An 18,654-nucleotide genomic window follows, 5' to 3' on the forward strand; every position below is an offset into this window, starting at 1 on the left:
CAATTATGAATGAGAATATTATAAAATTATTAGAAGGTCGGAATATAAAACCGACATCCACCCGCATATTGGTTCTAAAAGCAATGATCGATTTCGACAGGGCTTTTAACTTATCTGATTTGGAGACAAAGCTTGAAACTGTGGATAAGTCAACTATATCACGCACGATACACCTATTCCACGAAAATCAATTGATACATAGCTTTGATGACGGCTCGGGTTCTATAAAATATTCGGTTTGCAACAGTGACTGCAACTGTGATATAAACGATCTGCATGCCCATTTCTATTGCAACTATTGTAAGAAGGCCTTCTGTTTGGAAAATGTATCCATACCTAATTTCGAATTGTCTCCGATCATGCAGGCAGAAAGTGTAAACTTGGTCATTAAAGGGTATTGTGGTAAGTGTAATAAGTTTGCAACTTAGTTGCATGTTTTTTGTTATACATTTGCACATAGAAATAAGAAAAAAATGAAATCATCTGTATTCATAATAGGTATTTACTTTCTGATCCTTGCAGTGCTACCATGCCACTGCGATGTTCCGATAGCAAATACTTTTGGACAAAATACAGAGCAGGTTTCTACGGCAGATACAGAACATGATGATTCAGGAAATGAGTTCTGCACACCATTTTGTTCATGTACCAGTCATCATAATCCAAACATTACTACAAACTATCAGATAATTCTCCGTAATACCAGTTTAAATGTCAAACATATGGCAGTATATACTGATAAGGAGATTCCTTCATTTCTTTCTACTCTCTGGCGACCTCCGCAAGCTTAAAATATAACATCTGATTAAGTCTTGATGTACCCGATCGGTATGTCTTAAAAGCTAATTGTTATATTTTAATTCCAAAATTATGTTTCAAAAACTGATTAAGTTCTCAATAGAGAATAAATTGGTGATTGGAGTTATGACTGTAGCCCTTATAATCTGGGGAGGCTATTCGTTGTCACAATTACCATTCGACTCAACACCTGATATAACCAATAATCAGGTACAAGTAATAACACAAGCTCCATCATTGGGAGCACAGGAGGTAGAGCAATTTATAACTACTCCTTTGGAAATGGCCTTAGCCAATATTCCTAAAGTTGTAGAAAGAAGAAGTATCAGCCGTAGTGGGCTTTCGGTTATTACTATAGTTTTTAAAGAAAATGCCGATATCTACTGGGCACGTCAACAGGTAAGCCAACAGTTGAAAGAAGCCGAAGAAGTTATACCCCAAGGTTTGGGGAAAATCAGTCTGGCTCCGATATCTACTGGGTTAGGAGAAATATACCACTATACAATCCGGGCAAAAGAAGGATACGAAGATAAATACAGTATTACCGATTTACGTACCATGCAGGACTGGATTGTTAGGAAACAGCTTTCCGGCACGGAAGGAGTTGCCGAAGTGAGTGGTTGGGGAGGCTTCGTAAAACAATATGAAATAGCCATCAATGCTGATAAACTGAATGCCGTAGGCATAACTATTCCTGAAATGTACACAGCCCTTGAAAATAATAACGAGAACACAGGCGGTAGTTATATAGAGCAATATAGTAACCAGTATTTCATACGTGGCATTGGTCTGGTAGGATCATTGGAAGATATAGAGAAAATTCCTGTAAAAACTGTAAACGGTACTCCTATACTGGTAAGGGATGTTGCTAAAGTGCAATTTGGCAGTTCGATGAGATACGGTGCTGTTACCCGTAATGGCGAAGGCGAAGTTGTAGCGGGTATTACCCTGATGCTAAAAGGAGAAAACTTTCAGGATGTTATTAAAAATGTAAAAGTACGGATGGAGCAAGTCCAGAAAAGCCTGCCCGAAGGAGTTATCATAGAGCCGTTTATTGACCGCACACAACTGGTTGACAGGGTTACCAATACCATTGCCAAGAATCTGGTAGAAGGAGGATTGATTGTGATATTTATCCTTGTTCTGTTTTTGGGAAATTACAGAGCAGGTTTGGTCGTAGCTTCCGTTATTCCGCTTTCCATGTTATTTGCATTCGGTATGATGCGGCTCTTTGGAGTCAGTGGTAACCTGATGAGCCTCGGTGCGATTGACTTCGGGTTGATTGTGGATGGGGCGGTGATTATTGTCGAGGCAGTATGCCACCATATAAGCGTGATGAAAGACAAGTATAAAGGAGCACTCCTGACACAGAAGCAAATGGATACGGAAGTATTTGACTCCGCTTCTAAAATAAGGAACAGTGCGGCATTCGGTGAAATAATCATTATGATTGTTTATATACCTCTTTTCACATTAGTTGGTATCGAAGGTAAGATGTTCAAGCCAATGGCTATGACCGTATTCTTTGCGATACTTGGAGCATTCATATTATCCCTGACTTATGTACCGATGGCAAGTGCATTGTTTTTAAGCAAGAAAACAGAACACAAACGGAATTTCTCGGATAAAATGATGGATAAGATAAGCGGATTCTATCGTCCTATTATAACCAAAAGCCTTAACTGGAGCAAGACATTAATAATAAGCATGATTGCTCTATTTGCTGTAAGCCTTTTTGTTTTCAATAAGATGGGTGGTGAATTTATTCCAAACCTTGAAGAAGGGGACTTCGCAGCAGAGATTAGTATGGCACAGGGAACCTCTTTGTCACAAATGGTAAAGAGTACAACACAAGCCGAAAAGATACTCAAAGAGAAGTTTCCTGAAGTCAAACAGGCAGTATCACGTATCGGAAGTGCTGAAATTCCGACAGACCCTATGCCTATTGAAAGGGCGGATATGATGATTGCTCTAATTCCGAAAAAAGATTGGACTTCCGCTAGGACAAAAGAAGAACTGATGGAAAAGATGGAAGAGGCGGTCAGTGTTATTCCCGGTATGGAAATAGAAATGACACAGCCTATCCAGATGCGTACCAATGAATTGATTACAGGTATTAAACAGGATGTGGCCATTAAAATATACGGTAATGACCTTGATGTCCTTACATCATCAGCTAATAAAGTTGCTTCGCTTATTAAGAGTGTGGAAGGCGTTACCGATCCTTTTGTCGAAAAGGTAACAGGATTACCGCAGATACAGGTGGTTTATAACCGTGACCAGTTAGCCAAATACGGTATTTCCATTAAAGATGCCAACATGGTATTAAAGACAGCTTTCGCAGGCAATGAAGCAGGTTATGTATTTGAAGAAGATCGTCGTTTCGACCTCGTATTACGGATGGAAAAAGATTTAAGGAACGATATCAGTTCATTGGAGAATCTATATCTACCTCTTCAATCAGGCGGTTCTATCCCTCTCTCACAGGTAGCTGAAATAAAATACCAAGATGCACCTGCACAGGTAACCCGTGAAGATGCAGAAAGGCGTATTTACGTTGGTTTTAATGTGAGAGGACGTGATGTGCAGAATACCGTGTATGATATTCAGAAAATACTTGATAAGGAGTTTAAATTACCTGCCGGATATTATTATACCTACGGAGGACAGTTCCAGAACCTGAAAGAAGCAAAAGACAGGCTGATGGTAGCCGTACCATTGGCATTGCTACTGATATTATTCCTTTTGTATGCCACATTGAGAAGTGTTAAGGAATCATTGTTCGTATTCACAGCCATACCTTTATCTGCAATAGGTGGTATTTTCGCCTTATGGCTAAGAGGAATGCCTTTCAGCATTTCGGCGGGCGTCGGCTTTATAGCCCTCTTTGGTGTTGCCGTATTGAATGGTATTGTACTTATCGGGCAGTTTAACTTATTTGAAAAGGAAGGTATTAAGGATATAAAGGAAAGGATTGTCAAAGGATGTATGTTACGCCTTCGCCCTGTAATCATGACAGCTCTTGTAGCGTCTCTTGGATTTCTTCCGATGGCTCTATCTACAAGTGATGGAGCTGAAGTGCAAAGACCACTGGCAACTGTCGTTATAGGAGGATTGCTGACTGCCACGATACTTACACTGGTTGTCCTGCCTTCGATTTATAAAACATTCACGAAAAAATAGAAGGAGTTATGAAAACAAAAATAAGAATATCAATACTTACATTTCTTGTGATACTGCTTGCTGTACCATCAGGTGTTTCAGCACAGGAAAGTGTAAATACGCTGGATGAATGTATCCGTCTGGCAATGGATAATAACCTGACCATGAAATCAGGTAGGATATCTATTGAAAGGGCAAAAGATTTACAAGGTACAGCATTCAATATTGAAAAGACGGGCTTCTCTTTGAGTCAAGACCCGACATCGGGAGGCAGCCCTGATAATAGTATATCATTAAGCCAGAGTTTCGATTTTCCAACTGTTTATACTACACGTAGTAAATTGCTTAAAGCGGAAACGAATCTTGAACGCAGTAATCTGGAAGTAACTCGTAATGAACTTGTAAAAGAAATTACTGCGACGTATTATCAGTTACTGTATGCAAAGGAGAATATTAAAATCCTCCAAGAACAGGATAGCATATATTCAAAATTCCTGTTTCTGGCTTCTACTAAATTTAAAGCGGGTGAAACAAGTCGTTTGGAACAGATGAATGCTGAGAGGTTGTATAATGAGAATAAAATAGAACTGCAAAAAGCTGAAAAGGATTATCAAAATATACAGCTTATCTTACAAAGATGGATGAATGCCGAAATATCGGTAAATCCTCTTGAAGCCGAATTGCCTGTAATGGCAGCGAATTACCCTTTCAATAATTTCAGTGCAGAGCAAACACCTATGGGAAGGGTATTGCAAAGCCAGAAAGAGGTTCGTGAAAAGAATCTGAGCGTAGTTAAGCAGGGATATCTTCCGAGTTTCAACTTTGCACTAAAAAACCAGTTCCTTATAAAAGGGTTCAATCCTTATGATGTGGAAAGAGAACGATTTAATAAGGGAAACTTTATGGGATTTGAAGTGGGTGTCAGCGTTCCGTTATTCTTTGGAGAACAAAGGGCAAAGACCAAAGCAGCCAAAAGGGAAGTTGAAATGGCAAGGGTACAGCAGGAAGAAGTGGTACAGACTATGCAGAAACAGTATCAGACATATATCAACGACTTTTATAAGGCAAAAAACAGTCTGGATTATTATACTTCTCAGGGAATCACTCAGGCGGATGATATTACCCGCATATCACAAATTTCCTACGAAAAAGGAGAAATAGGTTATGTTGAGTATATCCAGAACCTGAAAACAGCCGTTGAAATCCATTTGCAACGCACAAACGCAGTAAATGACTACAATCAGACTATCATTATGTTAAACTATATACAAGGAAACAAATAAGATTATGAAAGCAATATATATATCGTTAATAAGCCTGTCTTTGATATTACTGGTATCATGCGGACAGAATACAAAGCCCGAAAACGCTGAAAATCCAGCAGTAAATACCGAACAGGCTCATGAAGGTGAATCGGGAGAAATTGAAGTATCCGAAGCACAGATGAATGCTGTAGGTATTCAGATGGGTAAAATAGAACAACGTGAATTAAACAGTGTAATTCGGGTAAACGGAGAGATGGACCTCGATCCACAGAAAAAAGCGGAAGTAACATCCCTTGTCGGCGGAATAATAAAACAAGTACTTGTAATAGAAGGGAAACGTGTTTCGGCAGGTCAAGCTGTTGCTTATCTCGAAAACACAGAAATAGTTGAACTTCAGAAAAATTACCTGACATTAAGGAAAGAAGCACTAACTGCAGAACAAGAATATAACAGGCAGAAAGAGTTATCTTCTCAGGGTGCAGGTGTCGAAAAAACATTTCAACAGGCTACAGCTGCTTATGAAATAGCAAAGGCACAGCTCACCGGACTTGAAAAACAATTGCGTCAACTATCTATTAGTCCCGAACAGGTTTCGGCAGGTAATATGGTTACCCAGATTCCTATTAAATCCCCTATTTCGGGTACGGTGAGGAAGATAAATATTAGTACAGGAAGCTATGCAGATTCACAAATTTCATTGATGAGTATTTCTGATAATTCGGCAGTACACTGTGATATGAAAGTTTTTGAGAAAGATATAAACGCAGTAAAGATTGGTCAGGAAGTGGATATTCTGCTAACTAATCAACCCGGAGTGAACCTGAAAGGTGAAATTTACGAGATAAATAAGTCTTTCGAGGGTGATACAAAAGCCATATTAGTACATATCCGTATTAAGAATCAGGGAAATATTGAGTTGATACCGGGAATGTATGCTACAGGGTTAATCAATGTCGGGAAACAAAAAACACCAGCGGTTCCTAATGATGCGGTTATAAGCAGTGAAGGGAAAAAATACATATTTGTACTCGAAGACGAAGAAAACGGACAGGAAGGTAAAAGTTACCATTTCAAACGGGAAGAAGTTATAACAGGAATCAGTGAGTTGGGATTTACACAGATTACCCCAGTCAATCAATTGGAAGATGATGCAACTATTGTTATAGCCAACGCTTTTTATATCGCCTCAATGGCGAGTGATCACGGTGAACACGGACATTAATTTGCAAAGATAAGTTTGCAACTTGGTTGCAGCTTTTACTACTTATTTTTGTAATAAATAATATGGTTATGGATAATAATAAACAATATAAATGTACATCATGCGATTCGGATGAATCGCATGATAATTCACAAAGCTGGAAAAGCTATGTTCCTGTTGCAATAAGTTTATTTATGCTTTTAGCAGGAATTACCTTGGATAATTTCTTCGAACAGTTTTTTAATTCTTATATACGGATTGGATGGTATATACTGGCTTATATTCCTGTAGCCTATCCTGTGTTAAAAGAAGCTATTGAAACAATACGGCAAAAGGATTTTTTTACTGAATTTACCCTGATGCTTGTAGCGACATTAGGAGCGTTCTTTATTGGCGAATATCCCGAAGGCGTGGCTGTAATGCTGTTTTATGCTGTTGGTGAATTATTTCAAAGCTCTGCGGTAAATAAAGCCAAAAGAAATATAAAAGCACTTCTTGATGTACGTCCTGATACAGCTGTAGTGGAAAGGAACGGAAGTCACGAAACAGTATCACCGGAGAATGTTGAAATCGGCGAAATAATACAGGTGAAAGCTGGAGAAAAAGTTCCGTTAGATGGTACAATGATTTCTCCTTCAAGTAGCTTTAATACATCTGCTTTGACAGGTGAGAGTAAACCAAAAACAATATCAGAAGGGGAGACAGTTCTTGCGGGTATGCTCAATATTGATAAGGTAATCACCATTAAGGTAGCCAAAAAATACGAAGACAGTTCTCTGGCCCGTATTCTGGAAATGGTGCAGGATGCCACTTCAAGAAAAGCAAAAACCGAACTTCTAATCAGAAGGTTTGCCAAGATATATACTCCGATAGTATTTGCACTGGCAGTTTTAATTACTGTTATACCTTATTTTATAATCAGTGATTATATATTTCAGGATTGGTTATATCGTGCCTTAGTATTTCTGGTAATATCCTGCCCTTGTGCGTTGGTTATCTCTATTCCATTGGGGTATTTCGGTGGAATCGGTGCGGCTTCAAAAGCAGGTGTCTTATTTAAGGGAGCCAATTACCTTGACCTGATGACCAAAGTAAATACTGTGGTAATGGATAAAACAGGTACTTTGACAAAAGGCGTTTTTGATGTTCAGGAGGTTGTTGCAGTCGAAAATATTGATAAAGATGAATTGACAGGAGTAGTTGCTGCAATGGAGAAATTCTCTAATCACCCTATTGCCAAGGCTATTGTTGCTTTTACAGGGAATAAAGCAGATAAATATAATGCAACCGATATCGAAGAAATATCCGGACACGGGCTGAAAGGTAAGGTTAATGGTAAGGAAGTACTGATCGGTAATAATAAACTGATGAAAAAATTCGGTATTGATTATGATATCAGGGTGGATTTCATTGTTGAAACGATTGTGATTGCGGCTATTGACGGTAAATATGCCGGATATATTACCATTGCGGATGAAGTGAAGGAAGATGCCGCTGAAGCTATAAAGAATATGCATACAAATGGCATCGGAAAAATTGTGATGCTAAGCGGAGATAAAGCCTCAATAACAGAAAAAGTTGCATCTGTTCTCGGAATAGACAATGCTTATGGAGACTTATTACCTGAAGATAAAGTGAAACATCTTGAACAACTGAAAGCAGATAAGAATAATGTAATTGCTTTTGTCGGTGATGGTATAAACGATGCTCCTTCTCTTGCACTGAGTGATGTTGGAATTGCTATGGGAGGAATGGGAAGCGATGCTGCTATTGAAGTTGCAGATGTAATCATTCAGACAGACCAACCATCCAAGATTGCTACCGCCATAAAGATTGCTAAATCTACCAGACAGGTAGTTATGCAAAATATAATCTTAGCATTTACTGTTAAGGCTATTGTTCTTATACTTGGAGGTTTCGGTGTCGCAACTATGTGGGAAGCTGTCTTTGCCGATGTAGGGGTATCGTTACTGGCTATACTGAATGCAGTCAGGATTTTGAGAATGAAATTCTGACAGGCTATATAGCTAATAATTGCAGCCATCATGAGCAAGCGAAGACGTACGAAACGTTTAGCTGCAAGAAAGGAATTGATAAATGCTCAAAAAAATAGCTTTTTCAAAAAATACTTATCTGTAATCAGCATCTCTATAGGTTCTGCTATCGGTCTAATCTTATGGTTACTTATCTTCAGATGTAAAGATGTACATTGTGTCAATTCCTTTTTCCCCATACCTCACATGGGTTTTGCAGGATTTAATGCGTGGGTAATAGCAAATTATTTCTTTAGAGAATAATATTATTAACCCTTGGTTGAAATAATTATTTCAGCCAAGGGTTTTTCGTTCTTAATTATACAAAACCATGACTAACTATTAAAAATAATGAAACAATATACATATGAACTGAGCTTTAAAATAAATCAAGAATTAAAAGAAATAGAATGTGAAGAAGAGAATATATTTAACAAGGCACCTAAAATAATATCGTTATTAGAAAATACATTTATCGAACTCAAAGAATTTATTTGCACATATAAATTCAAAAATATTGAGGAAGAAATACATTTCTTCAAAGAAATTAAACCTCAGCTATTTAGTAAGTTAATATATAATCGAAAAATTTATTGCATAGAAACGATGATACCCAATGGTAGTATAGAATCACAAAATGCATATTTACGAAGTGAACAAGACCATTTAAAAATATTTTTTGATAGGAACCTTGATTTTTATAAATACTACCGAACAGGTTGTACTCATCTCGATAGGTATTATTTTGTAAGAGGAAAACCTGATATTCAATTGAACTTAGATACTTTTTATTTCGAAAGAGATCCAAAATTCTCAACTAGTTTTGACTTTAAAGTATCTAAAATTATAGCAAATGAGATGCTTGCAATTTACTTAAATGAGAAATTAAAGGCATTAAACAATTCCCCTAATTCTTCAAATTTCAGCTCTGTTAAAAAGAAACTGACATGGACAGCTAAAAAGACAGAATTAGTAGAACAAATATACGCTTGGGAAAGAGCTGAATGTTTTGATTATGGTAATACAAATATAAAGGAGATCGCTGAATATGTAGAAGAGGTTTTTAATATTGACTTGGGAGATTTTTATCATGCTTTCTTAGAAATAAGAGAACGTAAAGGAAGTCGCACGATATTCTTGGATAAACTGATAAAGTTTTTGAATGAACGTATGGACGAATTAGACAATAAATAATGAATTTATAATATCTTTGCATGAATAAAGAAACAGTATGGAGGTATGTTCCTCCGTAGGTTATAACATAACATTCGCTATACGTCTTGATATAGAAAACTGGTAATTTTTTAGAAGAATAAGACGAACTGTGCAATGTTCATGCTATACGAAAGTATAGTGTGGACTTGCTTGTTTCGTTCTTCGGGTATACCAGTGCCTCTATATCGATACAAAGCAGGCTCCACACTTCTTTTTGTATATTGCATCCCAAAACATTGAAAATATGAAAAAAATAAAATTATATATTGCCTCCTCAATAGATGGGTATATTGCTCGTCCAGATGGAGATTTAGATTGGCTTTCTAATTACCCCATTACACATACAATGAACTATGGATATGATGAATTCTTTGAATCTGTAGATATTGTTATTATGGGTGGAAGAACTTATCGGGATATTTTAAACATGGATGTAGTTTATCCATACGAAAGTAAAATATCATATGTTATAACAAGAAATCAAATAAACAGTACGAAAGAAAACATTCATTTTGTTACAAATAATATAATTGAGATTATTTCGAGTTTAAAAGAAGAACAAGGTAGAGACATTTGGCTTGTTGGAGGTGGAGAATTAATATCAATGTTCTTAAATTATGATTTGATTGATGAAATGATAATTACATATATTCCCATACTACTTGGAGATGGCATTCCTCTATTTCCCAAGTCTGAGAAAGAGTCTAAATGGCATCTGCTTAATAGAAAATCTTATAACAATGGTGTGTTGTCTATTGAATATCAGAGAATAAAAGAATAAGATAACACTAATTAAAACATGATAAACTCCCAAGCTATACCCAAGTTTGGGAGTTCTTTTTTATACTTTATTTCAAATTAAATCCCTCGAAAAAGACAGTTTAAATGCCTTATTGTATTAAAAAAGAAAACTCCACAGATTGATTTACTTTTCAGATTAAAGCTATCTCTCATATTCGCTAAATATAAGATAATTACGATATTATTTAAAAATACTTATCCCAATATGGGAATTTAACATATCAGAATATCAGACCTTTGTATCAAACAAAATTGATATGGAAGTCATTACAATTGATTCAAAAGCATACAAAGAACTAATCGAAAAGATAGATTTAATTGCTGATTATATTAGGAATAAGAATACCCAAGACATTTCAGAAGAATTAGATGAAGTGTGGGTCGATAGCTACGAAGTATGTACTTTCCTTCGAATAAGTGAACGTACTCTACAACGTTTACGCACCAATAATCTTATATCCTACTCAATACTATCAGGTAAGACGTATTATAGCATCAGCGAAATTAAGCGAGTCTTAGCAGAGCGATTAGTCAGATCAGGCGATGAAGCTTTGACAGACTTGATTAAAAATCATCAGGAATACATTGAGACAAGGAAAAAGAATAAACCAAAGAAATAATTGTTGATATGAGAATAGATGATGACATATTTGAATCCAACATTAGAGGCTTGGCAAGGTTGCTGAAGAATCTTGATGCCAAGATAGACAAATTATTGGTTGCTGATAGTTCTGTAATGGACGAACGGTTATTTGATAATCAAGATTTATGTCTTTTTCTGAAAGTTACCCCTCGTACTCTGCAACGATATAGAAATCAAGGCTTAATTCCTTTCAAGACTATCTGTAAGCGGAACTATTACAAAGAATCTGATGTCAATATCTTCGTAAATAAATACTTTGGAGGAAAAACTCAACCGACTGACAAAGATAAGTATAAGAGAAAAAACAAACGTTGTGATGACGATACAGAAGATGTTGTAGTTTAAATGGTTTCTGTTATTTTTATTTGGTTTTGGAATCCCTTTTTGTCGTGATGACAGGAAGGGATTTGTTTTTATATTTTCTGCATTTTCTTAATTCTATATTTAAAAGTTATACCAACAACGTTAAATAAATCACACAAAATATTAATTCGGTATCTCCCTTGGAGATTAGATATTATTTTTTCCGCATGTGCATTTGCACCACCTGATATTAATAAAGAAGGAGCAATATGTTTTTCAGAATAACGTTTCCCATTTTTCATGCATTGAGGTTTAAGCTCATTAACAATACCAATAAAATTAAATAGCAATTCTGGAAATGCAGTCAAATTTTTTGCCTCACAAAAGGTAATTAGAGATTCATTGGGAATATAGTAATATATGGCTTTACTATTATAAAACTCATGGTCAAGCTCTACTGCATTCTGTTTTAGAACAGCTATATCTGGAGTGGTATATATTTCTTTACAATGGGCTGATTGAATGTTCACATTATGTCTAATTTCATACACATTACCTCTTCCTAATTTCGGACGAATTTCAAAGTACGAATATTTTCGAGGATCTCCTGCTGTTGTACATTTATAGCGAAACTTGTTCTTGATTGTATTTTTTATATCTACGATATATCCATTATTCTCATAAAACCTTACAATATTATTGTAACAAGTCATTTCGAAAAAGTCACTAATTCTCTTGGAATTATTATATATTGAACTATTATTCTTCTTTAAATAGCTTTCAATATCTCGTTCCAACTCTTGAATATCTTTGAACGGATTTGCCATTATTTATTACTCTCAGACATGAAATCTTTATAACCACGAACCTTTCTCATAAATTCAAGCGTATTTGAGTACACAAACATATCCACAGACAAAGTATATTTCTCCATTATTTTTTTATACCTGTAAACAACTGAATTTAACTGTAAAATCTCTTTCTCGGAAAGCTCGATAGTTCCTAAAACGATTGATGTAGCATCACTTTTAGATAAAATTCGATGAGTAAATTTATTGGCAGCATCAAAATTTGCCAATATTCGGCGATAAAATATGGACATTGCCAATAATAGATAAATAACATCCAGATATTCTTTCATGTTAGTATAAGTTTGATACTTATCAGAAGTTAAATTCTTTATATCAGAGACTCTTTTGTCATATTCTATTTTTAGTTGTTCTCCAACTTTATATGGAAGATGCTTCGTGAAAATACTAATCATATATCATTAATTGTTAACATATAAAGATATATAAGAAAATCAAATAATATATCTAAATATCTTTAGAATCTTCTTCCTTTTAATATTTCATTCAACTCATTATCGGTTCTACCAATTAATATCCGATCCCGATTATTATCAATAATTTCTTTAATGCTCATAGGCTCTCCCGAGCGGATGGTATCATTCGATACAATAGATATTGGAGCCGATTCTACAACCTGAGCATCTTGTTTTGGTTCATTCTTTGTATCGAGAGTCAATTGAATTTGCCTGCTAAGAACAACCAGTTCGGTTTTCAACTCTTTTAATTGGGGTTCTTTTCTGAAAGTAGAATCAATAATCTCTTTGAGAATAGGTAAATCCTTAGATAGCTTCTCATTATCTGTCTGATATTTCTCTATCAACTTTGGAATACGCTCCAAAGCATTCAAAAAATTGAGAGATGCCAACTTAGGATCAGTAGCAATATGACCATTATTGTAATTATATTTGATGCCACCCTCTCCCTCAATAAAGAAACGATTATCCTTGAAAATGGAACCCTCTTTCTGACTGTCCTCTGTCTTGACTAACAACTTAAATCCATAAAGTTCGCCAATAGCAAAATATTCGTTATTTGTTCGGGCATTACCCGATAGTTTATTCAGTTTTTCTCCAATAGCTTTAGGTTCGGATGAGGCTACGCCATCCAATTTTATAGGATTGAGTTTATTACCCTCCTTATCCATTTGCATACGAGAATTAAAAGCATCTAAATCTTTTGTTAGGCGACTAATCATCTGTGTATTGCCTTCAATAGTTCGGGTACTATCCTCAAATTTGAAAGTAGCCGAAGATTTACTTTTAACGAAACTCTTCTTCTCACTCTCTAAAGCATTGATTTTCTTTTCCAACTTAGCTTTCTCCAACAAATCAGTATTTCCTGAAAGTATAGCCACATATTCCGAAAAATTCATACCCGAACTTTCATCCATACTGCCCTCATCAATGGTACGACTACCTAAACTGTTATTTTTGAGTTGATTGATAAAAGTCTGTTTGTTCTGCAAAAGATTAAATTTATATGAGTCCAGACTTTTTTCTACTGCATAGATAATCACATCGACTTTATTACCTGCAAACTCCTTCGCGATATCATTGCCTTTTCGTATGGCTCGCCCATCACGTTGTTGCAGATCAGAAGGTCGCCACGGCGTATCTAAATGATGAATTGCTACCGCACGTTTCTGTGCATTTACTCCTGTTCCCAACATAGAGGTAGAGCCGAATAGAATACGAATACGCCCTTCATTCATTCCGTCAATCATCGCCTTACGAGCATTGTCGGTCTTGGCTTCCTGAATAAAACGTATCTCGTGGGCAGGAATCTTGTGATCTTCTACCAACTTACGCTTGATTTCAGAATAAGGATTCCACTCATTAGGCTTGTATGTTCCCAAGTCAGAAAACACAAACTGTGTACCTTTCTTTTCATCGTATTTAGTATAATACTCCGCAATCTTTGCAGCACAATGAGAAGCCTTGTTATCTATATGATCGCCATAGTGTTGACTTATCATTCGCATATCCAATGACATCTTACGTGCATAATCGGTAGCGATAAGCATTTTTGCTTTTTCTTCACTTTCAGATAACGGAGTACGACCAAGTAAGGTGGCATCTCCTGTTTTGGCAAACTCCATCAGCTTTTGAATAAATATTTCCTGCTGTGGGGTCGGTGGAATATTATATAATATCTCGTTCTTTTCGGGCCTGTCAATACCAATATCTCTGGCTGTACGAAAGTCAGTTATCTCTGCATAGAAATTAGCCAATTCGGGAACTTTAATAAAATAGCGAAAACGTTCTTTCTGAACAATCTGATTGGTAACGGAAAACTCATAGTCTGTTGTCTTTTTTGCATAGATAGCTGCCCAAGCATCAAATGAATTAATACCCTGATTCTCCAATTCTTTCGGACGTAGATATTTAAAAAGCAAATAGAGTTCAGTTAAAGAGTTTGATATAGTTGTACCTGAAAGGAATGTTGCTCCTAAATCTTTGCCTGTACGTTCTTGTATGGTACGAACAGCAAAGAGCATATTTAATGCTCGCTGGCTACCTTCGGGATTGCCCAATCCTGCCACACGGTCGTGTCGGGTGGTAAAGGTCAGATTCTTGAACTGATGGCTTTCATCAACAAACAAATGATCTATACCCATCATCTTGAAATCTACGACATCATCGGTGCGGTTCTTTATGGTATCTGCAAGTACACTTAGCTTTACTTCTAAGTTTTGTTTACGCACTTCTAATCCCCTCAACATACGTTTGGACGCAGACTTACCTGTTGTCATCTCAAGTACACGAAGATTTTCTTCTACAGAATCCAATTCGGCACGGAAGATCTGCCGTTGCATTTCGGGTGATTGAGGTAACTTGCCGAACTGATCATGTGTGAGAATAACGGCATCCCAATTGTTATTCTTAATATCATTGAATATTTTAACACGTTTGGACGGGGTAAAATCTTCTTTACCCGGATAAAGTATTCTCGCATTGGGATAAGCTTTTTTGAATGTAGCCGCAATTTCATGTACGTTCGCTTTCAGCCCAAGTATCATCGGTTTGTTGGCCAATCCAAGCCGTTTCATTTCATAAGCAGCAATACACATAATAAGAGTTTTTCCTCCTCCAACTTCGTGGTCGGCAATTCCACCTCCCATCAACTTTTGCATCCAAATACAATCCTTTTGACTGGGATACAGGTCGACAATACCTAACGCTTTTAAATCAAGATCGGGAAATGTTTGGTGTGAACCATCGTATTGTGGTCGGACATAGCAATTAAACTTCTTGTTGTATAAGTCAGCCAATTTGTTTTGAAATCCGGGCGATTGATCATTCAACCAATCGGTAAAACCATTTCGTATTTCGTCAATTTTCGAATTGGCTAACTGTATGGCTTCAGGGTCGGCAACCTTGACACTTTTCTTTTCTCCATTCTCATCTAATACTTGAATTGTCTTGGTAATGTTCGGAGTTGTATTCAGTAAACCATGCTTCATCAGGTGGATACCCGTAAATAACTGTTTTTCGCTCTGTACGGCAAACTTTTCATTGATAATCAGATTACTTCTTTCGGCTGTAACCGTAAAATCATCACGAGAAGCGTAGTATTCGATATTTACATTCGTCTCAAACAGTTGAGCCGCAAAATCCCGATAGATTTGAATAGGAATCCATCGTTCTCCGAAATTAAAATCCAGTTCGGCAAAGCGTATCGGCTGTGGAATAGAATCTTCTAATGTTTTAAGGGAGATTTGTGTGGGTAAATTGTCGGGATGATTAGCTAAATAACGTCTAACTTGGTCTGCCTTTTCAATTACATTACCTGCAATAAACTTATCTCGTATCTCATAGTTTTCCAACATGGGATTGAAATAGATTTGTCCCTTCAACTCTTTGATTACCTCCTCCCGACTTTTATTATCCAAGAGAGAGGTCATATATTCCAATCGTATCTCTCCATATTTATTGAGAGACGCAACTAAGGCTTCACGAGAGGTCTCGGTATGTTTTACCTCATCAGGGTTGAATGTTACAGGTTTCTGAAATATATCTGCCTTTTGAAACTTACCATCTATTCGACGTTCCAATGCGAGAATAGCATCGCTAGCTGTATCCATTTTAATGGTATCTAAATTCTTTTTGTCATTCAGATTGCCATATAGCCTGACAAAAGAATCATAACTTGTATTGAGATCCTTTCGTAAGGCTGGCTCTTCCTCCAAGTTCTTCGCTTCAAAGTCATATAAATTATGGTAAGCATCTCGCAACTCAATGTATCTGCCAATCTTTGATTGCTGCATATTGGGCAAATCCAAAGGTTGAAATATTGCTTCGGTTCGATAACGCTCTTTGAGGTAGCCAATCTGATCGTTATCTTTCACTAATGAACCTTGCTTGTAATAGCTTTCTAACTCTCCTGCGAATGGACGAGATTCCATTGAGAGTTTGGGTGTCTCAACTTTTACTTGCTCAGTCTGTGTCTCTGTCTTTTTCTGTTCCTTATTATTAGAAAATAAGCTTAGTTGCACAGGCTTTTGGTTGGGCGGAGGAGTTCGCTTTTTACCTCTGGTCGGTTTTATTTGTGTTCGCTCTGCTTCTGAAAATCCAAACAGATCGTATAATGACATAGTTGGTTGAGATACATTGAGTTCAATGGTTTTCGTTTTTTCTTCTATCTGTTGTGGGTTGCTATTTATTGTAGGACCATTCTGAACTATCTTTTGACTTGGTGTTGAATGCTTATTATACAGGTTTAAATCAAGATTTAGTTTAAAATCTGTATTCAACATTTGCTTTAAGTCGGCAGCAATACCCTCTACACCTCCATCATGGATAAATACTTGTGCGGGTTTTCCGTATGGATCAGTATCTGTGTAGCCTTTTGTATGTACTATATGTTGCAGATTTTCAAAACTACTATTGATTGTTACGCCCGATGAAAGGTTGTAGGTCGTAAGAAACTTCTTTTCTGATGCTGATAGTTCCTGTTTTTGGGTATTCTTTTGCAATATAATCAAATCACTACCCACTTCTGTTCCTGCATTTTCTACAAATAGGTTATTCGGTAGGCGGATAGCTGATATAAGATTGGTATTGTGCATCAGCCATTTTCTGACTTGTTGATTATTGGGGGAGTTCAATACACCCTGAGAAGTGATAAAAGCCATAAGTCCACCCTCCCGAAGTGTTTCAACTCCTTTTAGAAAGAAATAATTGTGAATGGCTCGTGTGGAATCCCGATGCAGTTTGTCGGTTTTCATAAATTCGGCATCAAAAACACTCATTTCTCCAAAGGGGATATTGGAAGTAACCACATCGAAATGATTAATATAGCGGCTTTCGATAGTTTCAAAGCCATCTACTATAACTTTGTCATCAGGATTGATATGCGATAATATTTTACCCGTGAGCAGATCCTTCTCGAAATTTACAATATCTGCTTTGAGGTAACGAAAGGAAAAAGCAGACGAAAATTCGCCCATGCCTGCCGATGGGTCTAACAAGTTATTAATCTGCACATCGTTATCTCTGAATGTATCTGCCAGAGTTTGTACAACCAAAGGTGGGGTGTAGAAAGCGGTTAATACCGAGTTCTTTATACTGTTGATATATTGCATATACTCTATTGCTGAATTTGTATTGTCCCTGATAAGCCGATGTAGTTCTGCAACCATTGGAAACAATTCTAATTCGGATTTTGCCCAATGGACAGTATCAGCCAGACTGTTTGCAGGATTGAGTACACATTTGAGTCCTCCAAAACCTGTATAGTTCATTAACACATCCTGCTCTATCTCGGTGACTGATCGTTGTTCTTTTTCAAGGTTAAGAACTACTCGGATGGCATCAATGTTGGCTCTAAGGTGAGCTTTCTTATTATAACTCATCTTCGTCCTCCAATAAATCGATTTGACCTACCAGCTCCGTATAGAGTTGGTTGTATTCAGCAGAATAGGCAAACTCGTCATGCAGAATATAATCGGCAAAGACTTCTTCACAGAGTGGTAGAAGTTTCAATGCTTTTTTGTTGACTTCGGACTCGGATAGATACGAAAACTCTTCCCAAAGGATATTGCGAATAGTATCGAACTTAGAAAAGAGCAGACCAGTGTATAAGGCTTGACTGGCCATCTCATTTGCTCTATCGTGCGAATAACCGTCTTTTATCGTATTGGAATAAGTTTCGGCAGCAATATCGGCACGTGATTTTATAAACTTGGTATCATCCGCTTTGTCAGGATGGCTTTCTTTGAGGTAGGAACGGAGCAATAGCCCATAATAGGACAACTCCTTTAAGTTATTCTTGGATTTCATTTTGTTGGAAATTAGTGGAGGTCGAAAGACCGTTTTGATAATAATGGTATAGAGAGGTTGCTTACAAAAAGCAGAACGGCACTTGGGTTTTCCGTCCCAAG

The 18,654-nt window shown here is 36.7% G+C and carries 15 protein-coding genes; 11 read left to right on the plus strand and 4 right to left on the minus strand.

Going from position 1 to position 18,654, the window contains the following annotated elements; translation table 11 throughout:
* Positions 1-5 precede the first annotated feature (5 nt).
* The 11 genes from D0T56_RS11045 (at position 6) to D0T56_RS11085 (ending at position 11,463) form a co-directional block, all read left to right on the plus strand.
* The gene (locus D0T56_RS11045; protein WP_163320213.1) at positions 6-428 is read left to right on the plus strand and encodes a Fur family transcriptional regulator; all 423 of its coding nucleotides are present in this window, start codon (positions 6-8) and stop codon (positions 426-428) included.
* 45 nt (positions 429-473) lie between these two features.
* A complete protein-coding gene (locus tag D0T56_RS16895) occupies positions 474-791 on the plus strand; it encodes a DUF6660 family protein (RefSeq protein WP_370458802.1) in 318 nt (105 codons plus the stop codon).
* 79 nt (positions 792-870) lie between these two features.
* On the plus strand, positions 871-3,981 hold the full coding sequence (locus tag D0T56_RS11050) for an efflux RND transporter permease subunit (protein WP_185153875.1): 3,111 nt from the start codon (positions 871-873) through the stop codon (positions 3,979-3,981).
* 8 nt (positions 3,982-3,989) lie between these two features.
* A complete protein-coding gene (locus tag D0T56_RS16605; protein ID WP_185153876.1) occupies positions 3,990-5,243 on the plus strand; it encodes a TolC family protein in 1,254 nt (417 codons plus the stop codon).
* A 4-nt stretch (positions 5,244-5,247) separates the two neighbouring features.
* Positions 5,248-6,447: an efflux RND transporter periplasmic adaptor subunit gene (locus D0T56_RS11055; protein ID WP_163320214.1), complete on the plus strand. Its 1,200-nt coding sequence runs from the start codon at positions 5,248-5,250 to the stop codon at positions 6,445-6,447.
* A 68-nt stretch (positions 6,448-6,515) separates the two neighbouring features.
* Positions 6,516-8,441: a heavy metal translocating P-type ATPase gene (locus D0T56_RS11060; protein WP_163320215.1), complete on the plus strand. Its 1,926-nt coding sequence runs from the start codon at positions 6,516-6,518 to the stop codon at positions 8,439-8,441.
* A 30-nt stretch (positions 8,442-8,471) separates the two neighbouring features.
* Complete coding sequence (locus tag D0T56_RS11065; RefSeq protein ID WP_163320216.1) at positions 8,472-8,723, plus strand: hypothetical protein; 252 nt, start codon at positions 8,472-8,474, stop codon at positions 8,721-8,723.
* A gap of 87 nt (positions 8,724-8,810) precedes the next feature.
* Positions 8,811-9,653 carry an RteC domain-containing protein gene (locus D0T56_RS11070; RefSeq protein WP_163320217.1) on the plus strand — a complete coding sequence of 281 codons (843 nt, stop codon included), beginning with the start codon at positions 8,811-8,813 and terminating at the stop codon, positions 9,651-9,653.
* 265 nt (positions 9,654-9,918) lie between these two features.
* On the plus strand, positions 9,919-10,455 hold the full coding sequence (locus D0T56_RS11075) for a dihydrofolate reductase family protein (RefSeq protein WP_163320218.1): 537 nt from the start codon (positions 9,919-9,921) through the stop codon (positions 10,453-10,455).
* Between the two features lie 277 nt (positions 10,456-10,732).
* A complete protein-coding gene (locus tag D0T56_RS11080; protein WP_163320219.1) occupies positions 10,733-11,095 on the plus strand; it encodes a helix-turn-helix domain-containing protein in 363 nt (120 codons plus the stop codon).
* Positions 11,096-11,103: 8 nt separating this feature from the next.
* Entirely contained in the window at positions 11,104-11,463 is a 360-nt protein-coding gene (locus D0T56_RS11085) for a helix-turn-helix domain-containing protein (RefSeq protein WP_163320220.1), read from the plus strand.
* 68 nt (positions 11,464-11,531) lie between these two features.
* On the opposite strand, the gene D0T56_RS11090 is transcribed toward D0T56_RS11085, so the two are convergent.
* The 4 genes from D0T56_RS11090 to D0T56_RS11105 all read right to left on the minus strand — a co-directional run bounded on the left by D0T56_RS11090 (position 11,532) and on the right by D0T56_RS11105 (position 18,553).
* On the minus strand, positions 11,532-12,248 hold the full coding sequence (locus D0T56_RS11090) for a hypothetical protein (protein WP_163320221.1): 717 nt from the start codon (positions 12,246-12,248) through the stop codon (positions 11,532-11,534).
* A complete protein-coding gene (locus tag D0T56_RS11095) occupies positions 12,248-12,685 on the minus strand; it encodes a hypothetical protein (RefSeq protein ID WP_163320222.1) in 438 nt (145 codons plus the stop codon). Before D0T56_RS11095 ends, D0T56_RS11090 begins: the two co-directional genes overlap by 1 nt.
* Before the next feature lie 62 nt (positions 12,686-12,747).
* Positions 12,748-18,126 (minus strand): N-6 DNA methylase, encoded by a 5,379-nt coding sequence (locus tag D0T56_RS11100; RefSeq protein WP_163320223.1) that lies wholly within the window; start codon positions 18,124-18,126, stop codon positions 12,748-12,750.
* Entirely contained in the window at positions 18,116-18,553 is a 438-nt protein-coding gene (locus D0T56_RS11105) for a DUF1896 family protein (protein ID WP_163320224.1), read from the minus strand. The genes D0T56_RS11100 and D0T56_RS11105 overlap by 11 nt, the downstream gene beginning before the upstream one ends.
* Positions 18,554-18,654 lie beyond the last annotated feature (101 nt).

Source organism: Dysgonomonas sp. 520 (genome assembly GCF_010501095.1).
Classification (GTDB): Bacteria; Bacteroidota; Bacteroidia; order Bacteroidales; family Dysgonomonadaceae; genus QVMP01.

Excerpts from the sequence above, each read along its gene's own strand:
- D0T56_RS11045 (WP_163320213.1), top strand. The coding sequence starts at position 6 with ATGAATGAGAATATTATAAAATTATTAGAAGGTCGGAATATAAAACCG.
- D0T56_RS16895 (WP_370458802.1), top strand. The coding sequence starts at position 474 with ATGAAATCATCTGTATTCATAATAGGTATTTACTTTCTGATCCTTGCA.
- D0T56_RS11050 (WP_185153875.1), top strand. The coding sequence starts at position 871 with ATGTTTCAAAAACTGATTAAGTTCTCAATAGAGAATAAATTGGTGATT.
- D0T56_RS16605 (WP_185153876.1), top strand. The coding sequence starts at position 3,990 with ATGAAAACAAAAATAAGAATATCAATACTTACATTTCTTGTGATACTG.
- D0T56_RS11055 (WP_163320214.1), top strand. The coding sequence starts at position 5,248 with ATGAAAGCAATATATATATCGTTAATAAGCCTGTCTTTGATATTACTG.
- D0T56_RS11060 (WP_163320215.1), top strand. The coding sequence starts at position 6,516 with ATGGATAATAATAAACAATATAAATGTACATCATGCGATTCGGATGAA.
- D0T56_RS11065 (WP_163320216.1), top strand. The coding sequence starts at position 8,472 with ATGAGCAAGCGAAGACGTACGAAACGTTTAGCTGCAAGAAAGGAATTG.
- D0T56_RS11070 (WP_163320217.1), top strand. The coding sequence starts at position 8,811 with ATGAAACAATATACATATGAACTGAGCTTTAAAATAAATCAAGAATTA.
- D0T56_RS11075 (WP_163320218.1), top strand. The coding sequence starts at position 9,919 with ATGAAAAAAATAAAATTATATATTGCCTCCTCAATAGATGGGTATATT.
- D0T56_RS11080 (WP_163320219.1), top strand. The coding sequence starts at position 10,733 with ATGGAAGTCATTACAATTGATTCAAAAGCATACAAAGAACTAATCGAA.
- D0T56_RS11085 (WP_163320220.1), top strand. The coding sequence starts at position 11,104 with ATGAGAATAGATGATGACATATTTGAATCCAACATTAGAGGCTTGGCA.
- D0T56_RS11090 (WP_163320221.1), bottom strand. The coding sequence starts at position 12,248 with ATGGCAAATCCGTTCAAAGATATTCAAGAGTTGGAACGAGATATTGAA.
- D0T56_RS11095 (WP_163320222.1), bottom strand. The coding sequence starts at position 12,685 with ATGATTAGTATTTTCACGAAGCATCTTCCATATAAAGTTGGAGAACAA.
- D0T56_RS11100 (WP_163320223.1), bottom strand. The coding sequence starts at position 18,126 with ATGAGTTATAATAAGAAAGCTCACCTTAGAGCCAACATTGATGCCATC.
- D0T56_RS11105 (WP_163320224.1), bottom strand. The coding sequence starts at position 18,553 with ATGAAATCCAAGAATAACTTAAAGGAGTTGTCCTATTATGGGCTATTG.